The organism is Lysinibacillus agricola (assembly GCF_016638705.1).
In the GTDB taxonomy this organism is placed as follows: domain Bacteria; phylum Bacillota; class Bacilli; order Bacillales_A; family Planococcaceae; genus Lysinibacillus; species Lysinibacillus agricola.
Genome location: NZ_CP067341.1, coordinates 2657247 through 2676614, shown reverse-complemented (window position 1 = coordinate 2676614; position 19368 = coordinate 2657247). Strand labels below are relative to the sequence as shown.

Below are 19368 nucleotides of genomic sequence, written 5' to 3'. Positions count from 1 at the left end.
TCGGTTGGCCCCTTTTTATTCTTGACATTTCCTTATTGCTGGTACTACCCCATGCTCATCAAGTTAACGATGTAAATGACTAGATACGAAATCATCCTTATTTCAAAACAAGAGAAACCAGCCATTTCAAAAACTTTGGGAATATGAACAAAATAAACTAGTTGCAAGATTGCTTAAATATGAGGGCAATTATATTCCATATGCACTGGACACAGTTGATGTAGATGGCTTCGCAGCTAATATCAATGCTGACGAAGAATCAGCAGCTTTGTCAGATTTAAAGCATTTGGCGGATCAATTAGAGCCTAAAATTCACAAAGCTATCGCTAGCAAAAAGGAGCTATGATATGCCAAATGTATAGCATTGCAGCATGTCTATGAATACAGTTTTTTATAGGTAGCTATCCTAATAGTCAAAAATAAAAACGCAGCAGATAGAAGTTTATCTGCTACATTAAAATTATTGCATTTCCTTCGTTGGTCCCAATACGCCTGGTACTGGTAAGCCCGCTTGACGTAGGAGCACCGTCATTTGTCCACGATGATGCGTTTGATGATCGATTAATACACGCAATAATGCACCTCTTTTAGCTGGTCCATTAAAGCCCTTTACTTCCTCCAGCAGTTCTTCATCTGATAGCTTTGCCGCTGCTTCTTTCACACTATTTGCTACGTTTTCGTAAGCAGCTACAATTTCAGCAGCTGTAGATGGGATAGGATCTTCTTGACGAATCATTGGTACCTTTAAACCTGCTAAGAAACTGAAATAACCAGCAGCACCAACTAAATGCCAACCTAACCAGCCAAGTGTACTGTGACCTTCCACGATACTTTGCTCTAGCTTTTCATCCGTTACGGCTTTTAATACTTGAATAGTTCCTTGTGCTGATGCTGACCATTCATTTAAAAAATCATCTACTTGTCTATACATCTAAACGCCCCCCATTTTCGTAATTCATCTCTATCATATTAAATTCTAAACTTACTTACAAGTAATCTATTAGTTTACACCAGGTGTGTTGATTAACCATTTTTATCCACCCTAATTAATTAGAAGGCTCTGATTTCCGCTACGGGCTAGCTTTTCCGCGGGAAGCTTTGCTCTGCGACGAAAGCGAAGCGACAGGAGCACTCGAGTAGCCCTACGCTACAATCAGTTAAAATGGGAATATATTAGCAAAATAGCAACAAAAAAATCCTTTTATCGCTCAATAATGAACCTATTTTTTCCTAATCAACACACATAAGTTTACATAACATTATTATTTTATGCTCTACTATTACTATTCATTTCAGCTATTTTTTTACATCTCTTTCGTAAAGTACAGGTATAACTAACAGGAGTTCCCGTCTTTTATGGACCTTCTGTTGCTTCTACCTTTGCAGAATTTCCAACATTTATCCAATATACTGAGCAATATTTTGAAGACTTGTTTTTACATTCATTATCGATTCCCTATAACATGCCAATCCCACCTATTTGGACAGATGACCGACTAAACTGGTTAGAAAAATCGACTAAAAAAACACAGCATCCTCATTCATGGATTACCGTACAACCTGGTATAGCTGAAGGTCGTTTAATAGGTGGAAATATCAATACGATGTATGGCTTTATTGGTACGCCTTACTTCCCTCAAATTAATGAAGGAGATATTTTACTTCTTGAACATACATCCAAAACAATTGCTGTTATTGAGAAAAAATTTGCCATGCTAAAGTTACACGGCATTTTTGACAAAGCTGCTGCGATTATTTTATGTAAATACAAACAATATGATGATTTAGGTTCCGGAAGAAAGCCCTTTGATGTGTTGCTAGAGCAGCTAGATGGATGGATGTGCTATTCCTATCATCGCTGATGTTGATTGCTGCCACACGCACCCTCTTCATGCCATGTCTATCATCTTACGGGTATGAGTCGATGCGACCAATAAACAGATTATCTTTCTAGAAAACTGGTTTTCATAATATTCGTATAAACTATGGACTTCACGTATAATAAAAGAAAATAGCTAAAGGAGTTTGTTTTTGAGACTTAATGTATTTGTACTTTCTTTTGCATTATTACTCGTTGGCTGTAGTGAAGAAAACAATACAGAGCCTGTTGATCAGCTCATACCAACTGTTCTGGACAAAGCCCCTGAAGTCAAACAGCACCCTGTTGAACAACAAAAAAACGAAAAAGCCGAACTCGCATCCTTTTTCCCACCTGATGGTTCGACTGCTTATTTTCAAGGTGAAGGAAATGAATTTGCTAGTTTCACACTCCAAACATCCTACATCGATGCAAATTATATTGCACAAATGGAAGATAACGGAGCTGTCACAATTTTAAAGGTTTACCGCATTACGGATTTGGCGATTGAACTTATCTATAAGGAGGCTGTAAATACTAAACCTATCCTTCCTACAGCACAAGAAGCAGCATCCTTTCCAGTTATCGAAACAATTTTACAGAAGCCTTTAAAAGCAGGAAATAGCTTTAATGGTTGGACAATTCAATCGACTACGGCTTCTACCACTACTGGAATAACTGTCTATCGTGATGTTATTAAGCTAACACGCTCAGAAGGTTCAATGACGACAACGAAATATTTTGTAAAAAATATTGGCCTTATCCGTACTGAGGACACGATGAAGACAAATAACAAGGAACCGTTTGTCATCACGTCGACCCTACAAAAAATTGAATAAAAATTACTTCACAGGCGTCCTGCTTGGGCGCTTTTCATTTTGGATAAGGAGGTAGTTTTATGCATGATATACATAGGTCAACAAAAGATGAAGAATTGACGGAAGAAGAATTGATTGAGCTTGTCCTCGATGAACAGCAAAAAGCGTTAGCGCAAGAACAAGAAGAACACCAGCAAGGTAAAAAGCCAAAAAAACAAAAACCAATTGTAAAATGGATTGTCTGGAGTATGGCATTTGTGTTGTTTCTGAATACATTTGCACTTATCTTTCAAATTTACTCCATCCCAGCTATTGAATTTTTAAAGGTGTCAGCACAACTATCAGCGCAAGAAGATATAAAAACATATAAAAAAGCCGTGGTAGAAATCTCTACAGGTTCTAGTAAAGGTACTGGTTTTGCGATTTCTCCTGATGGTCTTATTGTAACTAACGCACACGTTGTAGAAGATGCTCAAACATTATTAGTCATTTTTCCTGAGGAAGGGTTAATGGAAGCCAAGTTACTGCAAAGCTTTCCAGATGTTGATTTAGCATTATTGCAAGTAACTGGTGATGAGCTACCTTCCCTATCGCTTGCTGAAAATCCTAGCTATAGCAAAAATGAGCATGTATATTTCATCGGTAATCCACTAGCTTTTACGGGCATTGCTAATGAAGGAACTTTACTTGAGTCAACCCCTCTTGAGGATTGGCAGGAACCTGTAATGATGATGGAGGCCCCTGTTTATCGAGGAAACAGTGGGAGTCCTGTCATAAATGCCGATGGTGAGGTTATCGGAATCGTCTTTGCAACGATGAAACATGAGCCATACGGTCGTGTTGGTTTGTTTGTACCTGTTCAAGTGTTACATCGTATATTAAATAAATAATTCTCCATGGCTACAATATAGCAATTGTATTCAACATATAAAGCGACAATATAAAAAATGACCTCCATGAACTGCGCCCCAATTGTTAGACACATCTAACAATTGGAGGTGCAGTTTTTTATGGTTAAATATACTGCAGAAAATAAATTACAAGCAGTTGAGCGTTACTTAAATGGAAATGAAAGTGCTAATAAAATAGCTAAATCTTTGGGGACTAATAAACAAGCAATCTTTAAATGGATTAAGCAATATGAATACAATGGTGTTGAAGCTTTTCTTCAGCCATATACAAATTACACACTAACGTTTAAAATGGATGTACTAAATTTTATGATTGAAAACGGTACATCCTTAAACGAAACGGCAGCTATATTTAAAATACCTGCCCCTTCAACAATTAGTGTTTGGAGAAAGCAATATGAAACTCAAGGATTAGATGCCCTTCAATCAAAGAAAAAGGGGCGTCCATCCATGAAAAAAGATTTCAATAAACAATCGAAACAAGCACCAGTTAAAGACTCTACCGAAGCACTTGAAGCACGTATTAAACAACTAGAGATGGAAAACGAGTATTTAAAAAAGTTGAATGCCTTAGTTCAAAACAAGGAAAAATCACCAAACAGGACAAAGCACAAGTAGTCTATGAGTTAAGGCATAAATATCCGGTGAAAGCACTTGTAAAACTCGCTGGCATTCCACGAAGTACGTACTATGATTTAGTAAAACGTATGAATCGACCGGATCCAGATGCCGATTTAAAAGCAGAAATAAAGGAGATTTATGAAGAACATGAAGGGCGTTATGGCTATCGCCGTATTCGTGATGAACTAGCGAATCGTGGACAAAAAGTGAATCACAAAAAAGTGCAACGCATCATGAAAGAGCTTGGTTTAAAATGCTTAGTACGTATGAAAAAATATAAATCCTATAAAGGGAACGTTGTAAAATTGCGCCAAATATTTTAGACCGCAATTTTAAAGCAGATGCCCCAAATGAAAAGTGGGTAACAGACATTACGGAATTTAAATTATTCGGTGAAAAACTTTATTTATCGCCAGTTTTAGATTTATTTAACGGGGAAATTATTACGTATACAATTGGTTCTAGACCAACCTATTCACTTGTTTCAGATATGTTGGACAAAGCGTTTGAACGTTTACCTGAGCACCATCAGCTACTCATGCATTCCGATCAGGGCTGGCATTATCAAATGGAAAAATATCGTCGCGCCTTAGAATCAAGAGAGATTGTTCAAAGTATGTCTCGTAAAGGAAACTGTTACGACAACTCTGTCATGGAAAATTTCTTTGGAATTATGAAATCTGAATTCCTTTACATGAGGGAATTTGAAAGTATAGAGCATTTTAAAATAGAATTAGAAAAATATATCAATTACTATAATACGAAACGGATTAAGGCAAAATTAAAAACGAGTCCGGTGCAATACCGAACTCGTTTTACACAAGCTGCCTAATGAAATAACCGTGTCTAACTTTTTAGGGTCACTTCACCATTACATATGAGAAGGTCATTTTTTGGTTAAACTTAATTTCCTGTTTGAGGCTTAAAGCTTCGTTTATTGGTGTAGCAGGGCGACCGAACAATTTTTCTAAAATCTCTAATCCACCATCTCGAATATCTTTTGCGTGGTTACGAGCATAGGAATATAGGCTTTTGGTATCCCTGCCCCTTTCATAATGTCAGTATAAGTAGCATCATCGACTTGCTGTATATGGACTTCTTTCCCTAATACATCTCCAAGAGCAGATAGCCTAGTATTCTTTAAACAACTTTATCGAGACAAGCAACATTTAGTTTACATAATAAAATTATATAAACCCTTTCAATTCGTATAAACTTGCTCGAAGCGTAGTTTAAGTATCTAACTACTTATTCCCTAGCGTCTAAATCTATTGAAAATACGCTCAAAGAATGCAAAAAAAGACATCCTATATCAATAGGATGCCTTAGGTTTAACGAATGTAATTTTAATTACTGAGAATTAAAGTTTAGTTACGTTAGCAGCTTGTGGTCCGCGGTTGCCATCTACAACTTCGAATTCCACTTTTTGACCTTCGTCAAGAGTTTTGAAACCTTCGCCTTGGATAGCTGAGAAGTGTACGAATACGTCGTTTTCACCTTCAACTTCGATGAATCCAAAACCTTTTTCTGAGTTAAACCATTTTACTGTACCTTGTTTCATTTAAGAAAACCTCCAAAAAATAAAAGTGAACAATATGTAATTTCTTCACGAATGTAAAAAATTCACATATTACAAAGAGTACCGAACTAACGCGATCACTTTTTGTAATATGTGAATTCATGTTTCCGGTGAAGCAATTAAATTGTTAACTTAAGTATAACCATCATTCATAATTTTGTCAAATAAAGAAAAATGTTTTTTTATTAATTTCAAAATTTTATTTCAATTCGTCAGATTTTAAAGCGATAATACCGTGATATATTTGGACATCATCATCACAGGCTTCACAGAAAACACTCTCATCCTCTGACCAAAAAGCCCAAAACTTCCCTTCTTTAGTTGCCTCATTGTCATATGTTAAACGAAAGTGATGCAATTTTCTTTGTAATGCTGACTCAAATTGTTCTTCCGTCTCAAACGTTTCATTTGTTTGAATAAAAGTCTCCCAGCCTTCAAATTTCCACCAAGGCTCATAATCAGCTTTCATGTAAATGATTGTATACATATTTGCCACATTCCCTGCTGTATTAAGATATTTCCATTTTAGCAAACACATCTGAAATGTCTATTAAAACACTCTGAAATATGCTATTATTGCCTTATTATTCATTATTTTTGGGAGGTATTATTTTTATGTTTTCAAGTATTCGACCTAAAGCAGAGCTCGATGAATTATTAAGGCGTGGTACCAATTTAAATGCGACTGGCCGTTTTAATAAAACACTAGCATTTAACCATTTCAATTCTCAAGATGAAGAGAATTTAAAAACTCTCTACAATAAATTAAAAGATATCACGCCTTCAATGAATGCTATTTTTAATAATTATTTAAGTGAAATCTCTCTCTCCTCTCAACTAACAATTAGTGAAGAAAATATTAATCGATACTTAACTCAATTTTTCTTAGCTACTCGTGATGATGAATATGTGGATGAAACCGTTAAATTTTTCAATTTATTCAGAAAAAATCAATACGAGCCAGGTAAATTAATTGTTGTTTTCAATCAGTTTGCATTTTACATAACAACTTATATTTTACATAATTTCGGTTTAAAACCTAATAAAGCTTTTGAATACATGAAATCTTTTCAATCTGCAGTCAATGTTGATCAGGAATTACTTGTTGAAGTATTAACGGAACGTATTATTGAAAATGTAGTTGCTGAAGTTTCCTCTTTGATGGATGTCAACGCAAAAATCATGTACATGAAAGATTTAGTATTTAGCTTGGATAAACAAAATGAAGAAATCCAATCCTCTACCGCAGCAACTGAAGAAATTGCCGCTTCTATTAATGAGGTTGCTCGAATGTCTTCCCGTATTTCTGAGAAAACAACTGAATCTGTTGATCACGCTGTACAAGGAAAAAATGCAATTGAGCATGCCCTTTCTGAAATCTTTAAAACAGAAGAGACATTTACAACGATTGTTGAATCCTTTTCAGAATTACAAAAGCGGGTAAATGATATCGAACATGTTGTAACCTTAATAAATCAAATTGCCGATCAAACGAATTTACTTGCTTTGAACGCTTCTATTGAGGCGGCTCGTGCAGGTGAACATGGTAAAGGCTTTGCTGTAGTTGCACAGGAAGTTCGAAAACTTGCTGAAGGAACTGTATCAGCACTTACCGAGGTATCTGCAAATGTACATCATTTAAAGAGCTATTCAAACGAAGTGTCAAACTCGATTACGGAAACGACAGTGATTATTAAAGATGCTACAGTAGAAGCTAAAGAGTCATTACCATTATTAAACGCAATTGTTACTGCCATTGAAGGTATTAATATGGATGTCACAAATACGGCTGCGATTTCACAGGAGCAGGCAGCAGCTATCGATGAAGTATCTGCAAGAATGATTGAAATTTCTAACCTTCAAGATGATATTCGCGACTATAGCCATAACACTTCTAGCGATATTCATGCATTAGGGAAAGAAATTAATCGTTTCCGAAATGACATTATTGCGAATAACAATGTTCAGCTTTCTTCTATAGCGCTTTTACAACTATCGAAGGCAGATCATATTTTATGGAAATGGCGCATTTATAATATGTTCCTCGGTCTTGAAAGCGTCGAACCAAGTGATGTTTCTTCTCATACAGAATGTCGTCTCGGTAAATGGTATACAGCTGCTCGTTCTATGGAACGTTTCGGACACTTGCAGGATTATCGTGAATTAGACGCCTATCATTTACGTGTTCATGAATCGGCGAAGTTAGCAGCGGAGGCTTATAAGATTGGAAATATTCAACAGGCTGAAGTTCATTTAAAAGAAGTAGATCAAGCTTCTAAGCAGGTTCTCTACTTTATCAATAACTTAATTGCGTATTTAGAAAAAGAACGTGTCATGCACTAAGCACAAAGGAGGGCTCTTCCCCCTTAACTAGTAGGAGGTTTTAGCTTGAACAAGCGAGCGCTAATTAAATTTTTCGGAGATATTTATGGGACAGGCTACCGTTTTTTCATTAAACAAAAAGCGATTGAACTAGGATTAAAAGGATATTGTAAACTAAATGATCAAGAACAAATTGAAGTTGAAGTAGAAGGATCAAAAAAAGCGATTGATGAATTCCTAGTATTTGTTCAAAAGGGTGTTAGCCCTCAAGCAGATTCCAATTCATTTGCATTAGAGCTTTTTGATGATTTAAAAGGCTATGTGCGCATGGAATCAGACATTGTTTAGTCTGGCTTCTCTATTTTTATAGTGCAGTACTGGCTATTTTCAACATTGAATGAATACGGTTTTATCTAAAATAACGTTGCTGGGGGCAAAGTTTATATTTTATTAATTAGGATTGGGAATAATACCCCAGTCCTTTTTATTTTCCCTTTCACAAAAAACACCTGCCGTAGCAAGGGCAAATAAAAGGCACTCCTAAGATAAATATCGCAACTCCTTTTGACAACTGTGCATATTATAAATTATAGAGAGGAGGGAAATCATTATGTCTGAGTACTATGGTAGTGGATCTGGTTCAGCATTTGCTCTAATTGTTGTTCTATTCATTCTTCTGATTATTGTCGGCGCTACTTTCATGCAAAATAGAGCGTATTAATATTTCCAATTTTTTATTATTGCCTTAGAAAAATCATCAAAGCCTGGTGCTCATAACTTTAGTAAGGTAATTCTAATTTAACCTTACACCCTCTTACCTTTACTAAGGGTCCACTCTTCCTCCGGGTGACCCTTTTAATTACCTCATACTCAACATCTCAAGACATAATAAAAAGCCATCCCCAGTTGGATATGACTTCCCGTATTACTTCACTTCTTCTATAGATACTAAGTGATTTGTAAATATCAACTAGTGCTAATGGATCTCTAATATCACTAGTCTAAATCAATTAGAAATGTACATATCCTACTTGACGATACTCCTTTTGCTAAAGCACCAGATTCAAATAAAATCCAAGGATTATTTTTATTTTCTTGTGTTATACACACAATACCAATACTTGTTTCCTGTAATTGATTTGTTATCTGAGTAAACCACAAAGATTCTCTATCAATATCTCTCTCTGACCTCCACGATAATGGAAAAAAAGACAAAAACAAGATTACTTTAAATTAGGCTATAACACATTGCAACCAGATCAACTTGTATTCAGCATTTAACTTATTTGGACAATTACAAAAAGATGCCCCATAAACGTTGAAATAAATATGTACAAAAATGCTTGTTTAACAAATTAAGACCACCCATTACAGAGTGGCCTTTTTATAGACTATTTAACTAAAGCTGTCGATAGCTGAAGAAAGCTCTAGAATTTAATATGAAATTACTTCTTGAAGCTGCTCATTAATATTTTCCTTACTTAATCCTCCGTGGTAACAAATCACAGATTCAATGTCGAGGTCTAAGTATTTCTTCAAAGAAAGCTGAGCTTCTTTTATATCCAGTACTGTCGGGACATGAATTCCCTCAATTATGCCGTTGACACTGTACATCGAATCCCCAGCAATCAGCGTTTTACTTTGTTTCAAATATAAGCTGATATGGCCAGGAGTATGCCCTGGCGTATGGATAATACGAATTCCACCGCAATACGGCAATTCTTGACCATCTTTCAAGGTATCATCCACTTTGCCCTTTGGAGGGTTCTCTAAGTGCCCATCTTTCAAAAGAGTTAAATCCCCTTGAATATAAGGCTTATCCAAATCGTGAGCATATACTTTAATATTACTTCCACATTCTTGTAATATGTCAGGAAGACTACCTATATGATCTATATCCTGATGTGTCAAAATGATAACTTTTAGTTTGTCGAACGACACTCCTGCCTTTTCCATTGCCACACGTAAATCTTCAAGTTGTCCAGGGAACCCAGTGTCTATTAAAACAGCCATTTCTTGATCCCATAAAAGAGTTGGATGAAAAATATTCCCATGAAATTCAAGATGGAGCATTTCTACTCCTTTAGAAATTTCCATAATTTTAGTCTCCTTCATAATTAGATTTTGATATCAAAAATGGATTTGGTTACACAAGAAGTTGAAAGAAAAAGCTATTTTGTACGTCTAATACTATTAGATAATTTCAATAATTATTCATTATCATAATAAACTACAAGTACATTGAATTAAACTTCTGCACCCTGCTAAAAAGCTCCTGCCAATATGGCCCTATTACTAAAAAAAATAAATAATCACTCTTAAGAAGAATGATGTGAGCAACGGAGGTTAGTTGAATAAGGTATGTAACATTTTTAAGGAAAAAACGACTAAATGCATAAAGGAATGTATTATCATGAAAAAGATAAATGTTTTATTTGTTCTATTTATTTTGCTCTTAATTGCAAGTTGTAATCGAGTAGATAGTTCAACGGATATTTACATATACCCTAATGATATACCACCACCTTACATTTCGACTCCAGAAGATATAGTAGATGCGCATGCTGATTTAAAAAACCAAGAAAGATTTGAAGATTTTCTCCATAATGTACAACAAGGGAAAGAAGATAGTATTAGAATGGTTAGATATACCACAGAAGGTGACCCAATAGTTCACGAACTTGAATACGATGGCGAAATAATAAAATCAACAAAAGACCCACGCAGAGACCAATATGGCCAAGGAAGTATCATTCATTCAGCATGCTCTTTAATTGAGGCAGTTGAAACGAATGAAAGTACAAATTATCTTCTTGAAAATTGTGAGCCTCCAATAGAAGACAACAATATTTTAGTCATCGAAAAATAGTCATCTAACCATACTCACGCTATTTTTATTTTGAACCGTTTAAGAGAACCGCCTTTATTTAAGCATCCGCAATTTAAAAACACTAGCGATTAAATGACTACACCAGAACTGAATTTATCTATATAAAAACTGCACCCAACTGTTAATGTCTAACATTGAGGTGCAGTTCAATTTTGTTGAATAATAATACTTGTTAATATTGCTTTAATTACTATGTAATGAATCCGCTTCAAACTTTTTATAGGCTTCTTCCATTCCCATAATCACATCTTTAATTTTCATATGCCCTTCCGTATATACGGCATGATCTCGTATTTCTTCCCACATTAATATTACTTGTTTCACAAAAGATAATATCTGTATAATCCTTTCCAAGTAAGGCTTCTGCATCAAGGAAACGCACCTGTACTTCTGGATATTTTAAAGTAATTTCTTTAAGCTCATTAGCTCGTTTCCCTCTTTCTTCACGAGTCATAGCAAGCCAAGATGGATAAAATTCTACTAAAACAATAAAGATTTAGATCATAATAATTCTTCCTTTATAATAATTGTTTTTATTTGATTTTAGTTTATAACACACAATTGCTAGAAACATGTTAAGAGAAAGTTCTTTTTCAATAAGAAGTGTAGACTTCATAATCATTAGAATATGGTTTTCTAAGTTGTTTATCATCAAAATTGAATACCAACAGTTTGCATAATTTCTACTGCTTCGTAGAGTTCTTTTCCTCTCTCAGTGAAATGATGTTCCACTTTCCTCGAGTAATATCATGGGTTAAATCTAATGGGCAAGTGAATTGATCCCTCATTTTTATTTATACTCACCTCCATCACTTTTTACTATTCACCAATTTATAGCAACGAAGAATTTCTATGACATAGCAACATTTTTTGCTAAGGCATTACTTTAGAATCTTATTTGATAATGAGGAATTAACAACAGATGAAAAAACAATACTAATGTTTAAACTAAAAAAATGAATAACAACATTACAAAAATTCGCGAATTACATTTAATTTGAATACGATATAATAAAAATCAATAATCTCAGCAGCAATGTCAGACATTGCTTAGGCCGACTTCTATTTCATTTGCTCCTTTTCTCTACTATAAATCAAAGGATTTGCTTATTCTTATGTATTATCATTGTGAAACTTAACAAATAGCAGTAAAATTTATGTAAGGTTTAATTTTTCATTGAAACTTTATGTCGATTATTTCGTATAAGAAGATAGACATATTTAAATGCTAGGAGGAAGAAACATGCTCAGTGTCGGACAGTTTTTCTCTAGACATACCGCTAGCTTCTTTATTTCGCTAACAACTGTTTCTATTGCAGCAATTGCGGCAAATCCAGGATTCTTCCTTGGTGGTTTATTGTTTGCTGGAACATACGCGTCGAGTACAGCGTTGTTGAAACATAGACAGAAAAAGAAAGTCATGCAAATAGCAGGTATAACAAAAGAAGAATACAAACATATCGAAACACAACTTACAACAGCCAATAAAAACATTCAAACATTAAGCCAAAACTACTTACGTGTACGCTCTGTTTCAGCATTTAAGCAATTACTCGAAATGACACGTATTTCCAAAAACATCGTGAAAATTGTTAAAACAGATCCACGAAAATTTTATAATATTGAACAATTTTTTTATGCACACCTACCTTCCGCTGTCGAATTAACGGATAAATATACGATGTTATCGAAGCAGCCTGTGAAGGATAAGGAAATCCAGATTACATTATCTAAAACACGAGAAACGCTTACAGATTTAAATGATACGATTCAAATTGATTTAAAAGATGCGCTTTCCAATGATATCGACCATCTTCAAATGGAAATCGAATTTGCGAATCGTTCCAATATAAGACGAAAAGAACAATTGGAATGGCGAGGCGATGATAAGTGACAGCAAATGATCACGCGTTTCAACTAAATTCAATACAAGGTATTTCCCCTCTTGTGCAATCTTATTTAGAAACTACAAATAATGAGGCGATGGCGACGTATGAAACGCTATCGCCTCTTGCACAAAGTCGTGCACTTCTTTATGCTAGTCAACTTGACCTGTCAAACTTCGAATCAGTGCTGTCTTTAGGGCAAGATTCTCAGCGAGCACTTTCTCAATTTGCCGATCGAATGCTTGCACAAGTAAAACAGAAAGACGTCACAAAAATTGGCCAAATGTTAGATTCATTAATGCAAACGTTAGACCGCGTGGACCCTAACGCATTAGAGCCAAAAAAACAGTCCTTTTTCAAAAAAATGTTTGGTAAAATTGGGCCTACTGTTAAGCAAACATTAACGGAGTTTGAACGTATTAGTATTCAAGTAGAACGAATTGGTGTTCAGCTTGAACGTGCACAGCTTCAAATGATTAAAGATGTAGAAATGCTTGAGGAACTTTATTCACATAATAGAGGATTCTTTGAGGAGTTAGCAACTGCTATTTCGGCAGGACAAATGAAGAAGCAGCAAATCATTGAAGTTGAGCTTCCTGCAAAAGTGACTAGTGTACAGGCAACGAAACAGCCACTTGCTATCCAGCAGCTCAATGACTTCGCCGCTCAAATCGAACGTCTAGATCAACGTATTTATGACTTACAAGTATCACAGCAGGTTGCCTTACAAACTGCTCCACAAATACGTATGATTCAGCAGTCAAATCAAACGCTAGCAGAAAAAATTGAATTTTCAATCGTTACCCTTATACCACTTTGGAAAAATCAGTTAGCCATGATGTTATCCATGCATATGGACCATCACTACGCGAAGCTTGAGGAAAGATTATCTCGCACAAATGACCGTTTTACGAGCCCTTCTTTTGAACTGCAAGTATCGAAATTCAAAGAAACACAGCATGAACTTCAGACGGCTATCAAAGATGTCTTTGCCCTACATACAGCTACGGAACAGGAAAAACAGCAATTACAGGATGTAGCTGAATTAAAGGGCCATAATAACAGCGACTGATTCTACTTTTCCAACAAACAAGGGTGGCTCAGAAATCATCTGAACCACCCTTTTATTTTCATTCAGCAGAAGAAACCCACCTCTGAAGGTGGTAATGAATGCATATGTAGTTCCCCTTTTTCAGGGATTTCCAAACACCTACTGAATGAAAATAAAGCCTCCGGCGGATGTCACGGATTTTAAAAGGAATGAATTGTGCGAGCACAATTCAAAATCCGGACGCAATTACGCCAAGGCGAAATTGATTAAACTTATTCGAAATAATCTTTATAGTAGCCACCAATATTACCAGTGTTATCGATAATAAAAATGAATTCTTCTGTTTCATTTTTAACATCATATTGGTTCCCTACTGTTAATACGTTTGAAACTAAATATTTTGATGCATTTGTATGCTTACAAGTAACTGTACGTACTGTTGGAGCATCTTTCCATTTTAAATGTAACATAATCTCTCTACCTCTCTTTACTAGCATGAAGCTAATGTCTACTGTTTATTTTATAATATTTTTGAACTTTTGTGGAGAAAAAAACCATAGAAAACCTATATTTTCTCCGTAACTATCCATTTTTTTAACTATATCAATTTCGTCTTGGCGTAATTGTTGCTGTCGCTTTGCTTTCACACAGAAAACATTTGTTGCTGTCTCTTCGCTTTCGCACAGAAAACATTTGGTGCTGTCTCTTCTCTTTCGCACAGATGATCAATGCGTCTGGAGGCAATATTCTCATTCAGTAGATGTTTCACTGTAGGACTCATCCCAACACATTTAGAATTGGGCGTCCCTTAACGAATGAAGATAACTAATAAAAATTTTACTTCGAGGTGTTAACATGAGCTTTGGTGGTGTACCGCAATGGTTTTTTATCCTAGCCGTTGCATTTGCAATTTGCTTTATTTTATACGCAGAATGGAATTCTAGAAAATAAAGTAACCTATTTTCTAGAAAAAAACGTTAAATGTACATTGCTAAATTCAATTTTAGTGGTGTACGTTTTAATTTTTAGAAGTCATAAACAAATGGGACTAGAAGTAGACGGACTGCAGCTCGAAAGGGTAAAAAGTGAGCACGCTCATCCGTCACTCAAGGCTAATTGCTTATTACCTTCTAACAAGGAAAGAAATGTATGTAGACTTAACAAAAAAAACAATCCACTATTCGATATTCTGTTCAGAGTCTTGAAAGTTTAGGTTACAATGTGACCATCCTGCCTAATACAATCTAAACCAGATCTCCATTTTTTTTAATGACTAGGCCTTTATTTTTAGTGCCAGAAATTTTATTTTCATGGAAGTTTAATACCTCATTTGTTTAATCTCGCCCATTATTCATTAATCTCAATTTTTTCTGCAACTGCTTGTGCTGGATAACTTTCTTCTATTTTGGTTGTCCAAACAGAAACAGTAAGTCCTACTTTTAAAGATTCAATTTCATCAGTTGAAAACCATATCGCACCTGATCTGCCATCTGGTAATTTTTCAGTTTTGTTTTCCACTAAAAATCTTTTACCTTCTATTTGAACAATTTCGCCTATGATTGTAGGCTTATCTGTTATTTTCTCAGTTGACTTTGAAATCTCTTTGTCGAGTTCCTCCTCATCCCCACTTTTTTACAGCCCAATAATCCAATTGATAAAAATATTACAGATATAATTAAACTAAATTTTTTCAAAATCATCACTCCTTTTAAAAACTTGACTGAATTTCGTAGTTTTCGTTTCAATAAATTTCAAAATCATTCCACTAAACGACCTCTTAACTTCAAAAAAAGGCATTATCCTTCTTGAAAAATAGCTCCCTTTAGCTTAAGAACAGCACATCACAGCCTTATCCATATCTTTTTCATTTATTAAAACACTACCATGATCATCAATAATGAAATCAACCTTGGCAATAGTAAGCCTTTCTATCGCTGAATCAATACTTTCTTGAGTTTGTGTTGATGAATCAACCCATACGTAATATTTTTTTTCTTGCGAACAGCCAACTAACAGAACACTAATTATGGTAAATAGAATAAATAATTTTTTCAACATACTACCTCCATTATTAAAGGGTTAATAACTGCATAAAATTTATAAATTTGACGCTATCAGTGGAAGGAAGTTCCTAGACTAAAATGCTCCGTTAATTGAAGTAGCCCAGATTATATCTTTAATCGCAAAAAAAAGCTGAACTAATACGTCCAGCTTAATAGTAATAAAATTGTTTGGATTCACTTTTAGTTATTCATAACCAGAGGCGGAAACTTATTTATTTTAATGTCCGTTTTAAAAACTCTTTTGTCCGTTCATGCTGAGGGGTTACTAAAACCTGTGCTGGAGGGCCTTCCTCTACAATAACACCTTTATCCATAAAGACAACGCGATCTGCTACTTCTTTGGCAAATTCCATTTCATGTGTAACAATTAACATCGTATTTCCGGAATCCGCTAGCTGACGCATTACCTTTAATACTTCACCCACCATTTCTGGGTCAAGGGCTGACGTCGGTTCATCAAAGAGCATTACTTCTGGGCTCATGGACAATGCTCGTGCAATGGCTACACGCTGTTTTTGACCGCCAGAGAGCTGTCGTGGCTTTGCATTGACATATTGATCCATGCCAACGATTTGCAGATATTTTAGAGCAACTTCCTCAGCTTCTTCTTTTGAACGCTTTAATACTTTTATTTGACCAACAGTGCAATTTTTTAGCACATTATGATTATTGAATAAGTTAAATTGCTGGAATACCATACCTAAATGTGTACGATATTCTTGAATATTATGCTTTTCGTCTAAAATGTTTTCACCTTTGTAAATAATTTGACCACCACTTGGCGTTTCCAGTAAATTAATGCAGCGTAGTAGTGTTGATTTACCAGATCCTGAAGAACCGATTAAGCAGACAACCTCGCCCTTTTCTACTTGGAAATTTACATCCTTTAACACTTGGTTACGCCCAAATGATTTACTTAAATGCTCTATTTTAATAACCGTCATTTGTTCGTCCCCCTATACTGCTTCTTTCTGTTCTTTTTGGTAAGCATCTGGACCATCCAGTCGTTTTTCTACATACAGTAAAATTCTTGATGCTGTGAATGTCATGATGAAGTAAAGGACACAAGCTACAAAGAAGGATTCAAAATAGCGGAAGTTATTACCGGCAATCGATTTTGTTTGGAAGAATAATTCCGTAACCCCGATAACGTTTAATACTGCTGTATCTTTAATATTCATAATTAATTGGTTACCTGTAGCAGGTAATACATTTCGTGCAACTTGAGGTAAAACAACGTGTAGCATGATTTGGAAATGATTCATACCGATTGCTGAAGCAGCCTCATACTGTCCTTTATCAATTGAAACAATACCACCACGCACAATTTCCGTCATATAAGCCCCTGTATTTAGTGAAACGACTAAAATACCGGCCGTAATAAAGTGCATATCAATGCCAAATGCCATATCTAGTCCGTAAAATACAACCATCGCTTGTACAATCATTGGTGTACCACGGAAGAATTCAACATAGCATGTTAGTATAAAATTAATGAGCTTCAAGCAATAATATTTTACACCCTTTTTACGAACTTTGATGGTATGCATAATCCCGATAAAAAATCCGATAAGTGCACCAATAATTGTACTAATAATCGAAATAAGTAATGTATAATACGCACCCCGTAAAAACATTTGCCAGTTGTTCTCAACAATTGAAATAATCCATTCAAAACTCATGATGTTCCTCCTAACAACGTCGTGTTGCTTGTTCGTTCCAGTATCGTCTTAGCAATCTCCCTTTTTGATTGGAGCTTCTGTTTCTTTTATTTTATGAAACTTTTAGCTAAGACATTATCATTATTTAGAGAGATTCTTGTAGAATAATGATGAAATGATATTGCACGGACTAGTAAGCAGCCCGTGCAGTCATGTTATTGTGCTGCTGGTTGTTGATGAATTGCTTCTTCCATAATTTTTTGGCGATCATCTTCAGAAATACCTTTTAGGATTTCATTGATTTTTTCAAGATCTGCATCATTTTTACGTAAACCAACTGCAATAGATGTATTTGAAACATCAGTGTCAAAGCCTTTTTCAAACTTTACATATGTGAATTTATCGTTTGCAGCAGCAGCGGAAATACCTTCTGGGCGTTCTGCTACATAGCCATCAATTTTTCCAGCTTCTAATGCTACACGCATTGCTGGGAAGCTATCCATTGCTGTTTGTTTTTTTACATCTTTGATTTGATCAATAACAGTGTAGTTAGATGTATTTAATTGTGATGTGATCTTTGCTCCAGAAAAATCTTGGATAGATTTTGCTTTTTCATATTTACTGCCTTTTTTAATAACCATTACAAAATCAGATGTATAGTAGTTTTCTGTGAAATCGATAGTTTGCTTACGTTCTTCAGTAGGTGACATACCTGCAATGATTGCATCGATTTTATTTGATTGTAGAGCTGGTACTAAGCCATCCCATTCCAATTTTACGATGACTAATTCTTTTCCTAAGCCTTCAGCTATTTTTTTCGCCATTTGCACATCATAACCGCCTGCATACTCTGCATTATCGGCAATTTTTACTGCGCCATTTGCATCACCTTGCTGGGTCCAGTTAAACGGAGCATAGCCTGCTTCCATCCCGATACGGAATTGGCCGCCACCTTCATCCTTATTCGTTTTACTACCCTCATTACTAGATGACGTCGTATCCTTTTTGTCACCAGTACCACAAGCTGCTAGCAAAATTGCTGTCATTACGGTCAACATTAATACCAACCATTTTCTTTTCATGTAAAACTCCCCTTTTCTGTAAAAAAATAAGACAACTGTACCAAAAAAGACCTAAGTTCTGAACTTAGGTCTTACTTTTTTAACAGTTGCCCAAATCCTCACTATTATTCCATCATTCCGAGATAGCACAACCTAGTAAATCTGGAAAGTAATTTACTAGGACAGTCCTGCACTTATTCACTGCAGACCCAGCATAAAAGTACGAGCTCCTTTTATACTTCGGCGATATTTCCTTCTCCATTGCGTCTTCGCTTGCTTGCACTCAACAATGAACTAATAAATACCGCGCCTCTACCTCACAATAGAACAAAAGTGAGGTTTGTTTATTTAATTGATAATTAGATACTACTATAAAACTAAGTTATTCGTCAAGATAATTTTATTACTTTTCTGACTAATTACAATATTAGGGTTTTATTTTTCTTAAAGGATCATCACCATAACGTGTGGTTGATTTCCGTTCCGGCTAGGTGCTTTCTTGGGGGCGTCCGATGAGCCACTTGTGATACTGATCTCTAAGGAGGTCCAGTTTACACTTCAATCAAATACATGGCATTCTTTTTATCCCTACCTTTTGATAACGATCTTTTTTAGAAAATTCGCAAATATTTACTACTAAACTTTCA

Annotated in this window: 22 protein-coding genes, 1 pseudogene and 1 riboswitch; of the genes and pseudogenes, 11 read left to right on the top strand and 12 right to left on the bottom strand. The window is 35.3% G+C overall.

Annotated elements, in window-relative coordinates; translation table 11 throughout:
- Positions 1 to 169 precede the first annotated feature (169 nt).
- Positions 170 to 346 carry a hypothetical protein gene (locus FJQ98_RS12890; protein ID WP_158002963.1) on the top strand — a complete coding sequence of 59 codons (177 nt, stop codon included), beginning with the start codon at positions 170 to 172 and terminating at the stop codon, positions 344 to 346.
- Positions 347 to 460: 114 nt separating this feature from the next.
- Here FJQ98_RS12890 and FJQ98_RS12885 read toward each other — a convergent pair whose 3' ends face one another.
- Complete coding sequence (locus FJQ98_RS12885) at positions 461 to 931, bottom strand: DinB family protein (RefSeq protein ID WP_053593030.1); 471 nt, start codon at positions 929 to 931, stop codon at positions 461 to 463.
- A 499-nt stretch (positions 932 to 1430) separates the two neighbouring features.
- Between FJQ98_RS12885 and FJQ98_RS12880 the strand changes: the two genes are divergently transcribed.
- From FJQ98_RS12880 to FJQ98_RS12865, 4 genes and pseudogenes are all read left to right on the top strand, one after another.
- Entirely contained in the window at positions 1431 to 1862 is a 432-nt protein-coding gene (locus tag FJQ98_RS12880) for a S66 peptidase family protein (RefSeq protein ID WP_075807168.1), read from the top strand.
- Positions 1863 to 2031: 169 nt separating this feature from the next.
- Positions 2032 to 2697 (top strand): hypothetical protein, encoded by a 666-nt coding sequence (locus FJQ98_RS12875; protein WP_053593028.1) that lies wholly within the window; start codon positions 2032 to 2034, stop codon positions 2695 to 2697.
- A gap of 59 nt (positions 2698 to 2756) precedes the next feature.
- Entirely contained in the window at positions 2757 to 3566 is an 810-nt protein-coding gene (locus tag FJQ98_RS12870) for a S1C family serine protease (RefSeq protein WP_053593027.1), read from the top strand.
- 120 nt (positions 3567 to 3686) lie between these two features.
- Positions 3687 to 5040, top strand: a pseudogene (locus FJQ98_RS12865) (IS3 family transposase).
- A gap of 528 nt (positions 5041 to 5568) precedes the next feature.
- Here the strand turns inward: FJQ98_RS12865 and FJQ98_RS12860 are convergent.
- Positions 5569 to 5769: a cold-shock protein gene (locus FJQ98_RS12860; protein WP_004230088.1), complete on the bottom strand. Its 201-nt coding sequence runs from the start codon at positions 5767 to 5769 to the stop codon at positions 5569 to 5571.
- A gap of 217 nt (positions 5770 to 5986) precedes the next feature.
- Positions 5987 to 6274 carry a DUF1033 family protein gene (locus FJQ98_RS12855; RefSeq protein ID WP_053595550.1) on the bottom strand — a complete coding sequence of 96 codons (288 nt, stop codon included), beginning with the start codon at positions 6272 to 6274 and terminating at the stop codon, positions 5987 to 5989.
- Positions 6275 to 6402: 128 nt separating this feature from the next.
- Between FJQ98_RS12855 and FJQ98_RS12850 the strand changes: the two genes are divergently transcribed.
- From FJQ98_RS12850 to FJQ98_RS12840, 3 genes are all read left to right on the top strand, one after another.
- On the top strand, positions 6403 to 8130 hold the full coding sequence (locus FJQ98_RS12850; protein ID WP_053595549.1) for a globin-coupled sensor protein: 1728 nt from the start codon (positions 6403 to 6405) through the stop codon (positions 8128 to 8130).
- A gap of 45 nt (positions 8131 to 8175) precedes the next feature.
- Positions 8176 to 8457 carry an acylphosphatase gene (locus FJQ98_RS12845; RefSeq protein ID WP_053595548.1) on the top strand — a complete coding sequence of 94 codons (282 nt, stop codon included), beginning with the start codon at positions 8176 to 8178 and terminating at the stop codon, positions 8455 to 8457.
- Between the two features lie 262 nt (positions 8458 to 8719).
- Positions 8720 to 8830: a YjcZ family sporulation protein gene (locus FJQ98_RS12840; RefSeq protein WP_075807284.1), complete on the top strand. Its 111-nt coding sequence runs from the start codon at positions 8720 to 8722 to the stop codon at positions 8828 to 8830.
- Between the two features lie 713 nt (positions 8831 to 9543).
- Here FJQ98_RS12840 and FJQ98_RS12835 read toward each other — a convergent pair.
- Entirely contained in the window at positions 9544 to 10206 is a 663-nt protein-coding gene (locus tag FJQ98_RS12835; RefSeq protein ID WP_053595547.1) for an MBL fold metallo-hydrolase, read from the bottom strand.
- A 316-nt stretch (positions 10207 to 10522) separates the two neighbouring features.
- Between FJQ98_RS12835 and FJQ98_RS12830 the strand changes: the two genes are divergently transcribed.
- Positions 10523 to 10978 carry a DUF4362 domain-containing protein gene (locus FJQ98_RS12830; protein WP_053595546.1) on the top strand — a complete coding sequence of 152 codons (456 nt, stop codon included), beginning with the start codon at positions 10523 to 10525 and terminating at the stop codon, positions 10976 to 10978.
- A gap of 204 nt (positions 10979 to 11182) precedes the next feature.
- Here the strand turns inward: FJQ98_RS12830 and FJQ98_RS12825 are convergent, their stop codons facing one another.
- Positions 11183 to 11368 carry a hypothetical protein gene (locus FJQ98_RS12825; protein ID WP_343069218.1) on the bottom strand — a complete coding sequence of 62 codons (186 nt, stop codon included), beginning with the start codon at positions 11366 to 11368 and terminating at the stop codon, positions 11183 to 11185.
- A gap of 874 nt (positions 11369 to 12242) precedes the next feature.
- Between FJQ98_RS12825 and FJQ98_RS12820 the strand changes: the two genes are divergently transcribed.
- On the top strand, positions 12243 to 12893 hold the full coding sequence (locus FJQ98_RS12820; protein WP_053595545.1) for a 5-bromo-4-chloroindolyl phosphate hydrolysis family protein: 651 nt from the start codon (positions 12243 to 12245) through the stop codon (positions 12891 to 12893).
- Positions 12890 to 13957: a toxic anion resistance protein gene (locus FJQ98_RS12815; protein WP_053595544.1), complete on the top strand. Its 1068-nt coding sequence runs from the start codon at positions 12890 to 12892 to the stop codon at positions 13955 to 13957. Before FJQ98_RS12820 ends, FJQ98_RS12815 begins: the two co-directional genes overlap by 4 nt.
- 251 nt (positions 13958 to 14208) lie before the next feature.
- Here FJQ98_RS12815 and FJQ98_RS12810 read toward each other — a convergent pair whose 3' ends face one another.
- The 7 genes from FJQ98_RS12810 to FJQ98_RS12785 all read right to left on the bottom strand — a co-directional run bounded on the left by FJQ98_RS12810 (position 14209) and on the right by FJQ98_RS12785 (position 18742).
- Positions 14209 to 14406 (bottom strand): DUF6501 family protein, encoded by a 198-nt coding sequence (locus FJQ98_RS12810; protein ID WP_053595543.1) that lies wholly within the window; start codon positions 14404 to 14406, stop codon positions 14209 to 14211.
- Positions 14407 to 14579: 173 nt separating this feature from the next.
- On the bottom strand, positions 14580 to 14705 hold the full coding sequence (locus FJQ98_RS27200) for a hypothetical protein (protein ID WP_277815960.1): 126 nt from the start codon (positions 14703 to 14705) through the stop codon (positions 14580 to 14582).
- Between the two features lie 578 nt (positions 14706 to 15283).
- Positions 15284 to 15484 carry a DUF3221 domain-containing protein gene (locus tag FJQ98_RS12805; protein ID WP_343069296.1) on the bottom strand — a complete coding sequence of 67 codons (201 nt, stop codon included), beginning with the start codon at positions 15482 to 15484 and terminating at the stop codon, positions 15284 to 15286.
- A gap of 279 nt (positions 15485 to 15763) precedes the next feature.
- Positions 15764 to 15994 (bottom strand): hypothetical protein, encoded by a 231-nt coding sequence (locus FJQ98_RS12800; RefSeq protein WP_143114882.1) that lies wholly within the window; start codon positions 15992 to 15994, stop codon positions 15764 to 15766.
- A gap of 217 nt (positions 15995 to 16211) precedes the next feature.
- Positions 16212 to 16943: an amino acid ABC transporter ATP-binding protein gene (locus tag FJQ98_RS12795; protein ID WP_053595540.1), complete on the bottom strand. Its 732-nt coding sequence runs from the start codon at positions 16941 to 16943 to the stop codon at positions 16212 to 16214.
- Positions 16944 to 16955: 12 nt separating this feature from the next.
- Positions 16956 to 17681 carry an amino acid ABC transporter permease gene (locus tag FJQ98_RS12790; protein WP_053595539.1) on the bottom strand — a complete coding sequence of 242 codons (726 nt, stop codon included), beginning with the start codon at positions 17679 to 17681 and terminating at the stop codon, positions 16956 to 16958.
- Positions 17682 to 17875: 194 nt separating this feature from the next.
- Positions 17876 to 18742, bottom strand: a complete 867-nt coding sequence (locus tag FJQ98_RS12785) for a transporter substrate-binding domain-containing protein (RefSeq protein WP_053595538.1) — start codon at positions 18740 to 18742, stop codon at positions 17876 to 17878.
- Between the two features lie 115 nt (positions 18743 to 18857).
- Positions 18858 to 19044, bottom strand: a riboswitch (Lysine riboswitch).
- Positions 19045 to 19368: the final 324 nt, after the last annotated feature.

What these genes read in the sequence shown, in the direction of transcription:
- FJQ98_RS12870 (WP_053593027.1), top strand. Translation starts at nt 2,757, where the DNA reads ATGCATGATATACATAGGTCAACAAAAGATGAAGAATTGACGGAAGAA.
- FJQ98_RS12785 (WP_053595538.1), bottom strand. Translation starts at nt 18,742, where the DNA reads ATGAAAAGAAAATGGTTGGTATTAATGTTGACCGTAATGACAGCAATT.
- FJQ98_RS12830 (WP_053595546.1), top strand. Translation starts at nt 10,523, where the DNA reads ATGAAAAAGATAAATGTTTTATTTGTTCTATTTATTTTGCTCTTAATT.
- FJQ98_RS12855 (WP_053595550.1), bottom strand. Translation starts at nt 6,274, where the DNA reads ATGTATACAATCATTTACATGAAAGCTGATTATGAGCCTTGGTGGAAA.
- FJQ98_RS12840 (WP_075807284.1), top strand. Translation starts at nt 8,720, where the DNA reads ATGTCTGAGTACTATGGTAGTGGATCTGGTTCAGCATTTGCTCTAATT.
- FJQ98_RS12790 (WP_053595539.1), bottom strand. Translation starts at nt 17,681, where the DNA reads ATGAGTTTTGAATGGATTATTTCAATTGTTGAGAACAACTGGCAAATG.
- FJQ98_RS12820 (WP_053595545.1), top strand. Translation starts at nt 12,243, where the DNA reads ATGCTCAGTGTCGGACAGTTTTTCTCTAGACATACCGCTAGCTTCTTT.
- FJQ98_RS12850 (WP_053595549.1), top strand. Translation starts at nt 6,403, where the DNA reads ATGTTTTCAAGTATTCGACCTAAAGCAGAGCTCGATGAATTATTAAGG.
- FJQ98_RS12860 (WP_004230088.1), bottom strand. Translation starts at nt 5,769, where the DNA reads ATGAAACAAGGTACAGTAAAATGGTTTAACTCAGAAAAAGGTTTTGGA.
- FJQ98_RS12885 (WP_053593030.1), bottom strand. Translation starts at nt 931, where the DNA reads ATGTATAGACAAGTAGATGATTTTTTAAATGAATGGTCAGCATCAGCA.
- FJQ98_RS12825 (WP_343069218.1), bottom strand. Translation starts at nt 11,368, where the DNA reads ATGCAGAAGCCTTACTTGGAAAGGATTATACAGATATTATCTTTTGTG.
- FJQ98_RS12835 (WP_053595547.1), bottom strand. Translation starts at nt 10,206, where the DNA reads ATGGAAATTTCTAAAGGAGTAGAAATGCTCCATCTTGAATTTCATGGG.
- FJQ98_RS12795 (WP_053595540.1), bottom strand. Translation starts at nt 16,943, where the DNA reads ATGACGGTTATTAAAATAGAGCATTTAAGTAAATCATTTGGGCGTAAC.
- FJQ98_RS12810 (WP_053595543.1), bottom strand. Translation starts at nt 14,406, where the DNA reads ATGTTACATTTAAAATGGAAAGATGCTCCAACAGTACGTACAGTTACT.
- FJQ98_RS12800 (WP_143114882.1), bottom strand. Translation starts at nt 15,994, where the DNA reads ATGTTGAAAAAATTATTTATTCTATTTACCATAATTAGTGTTCTGTTA.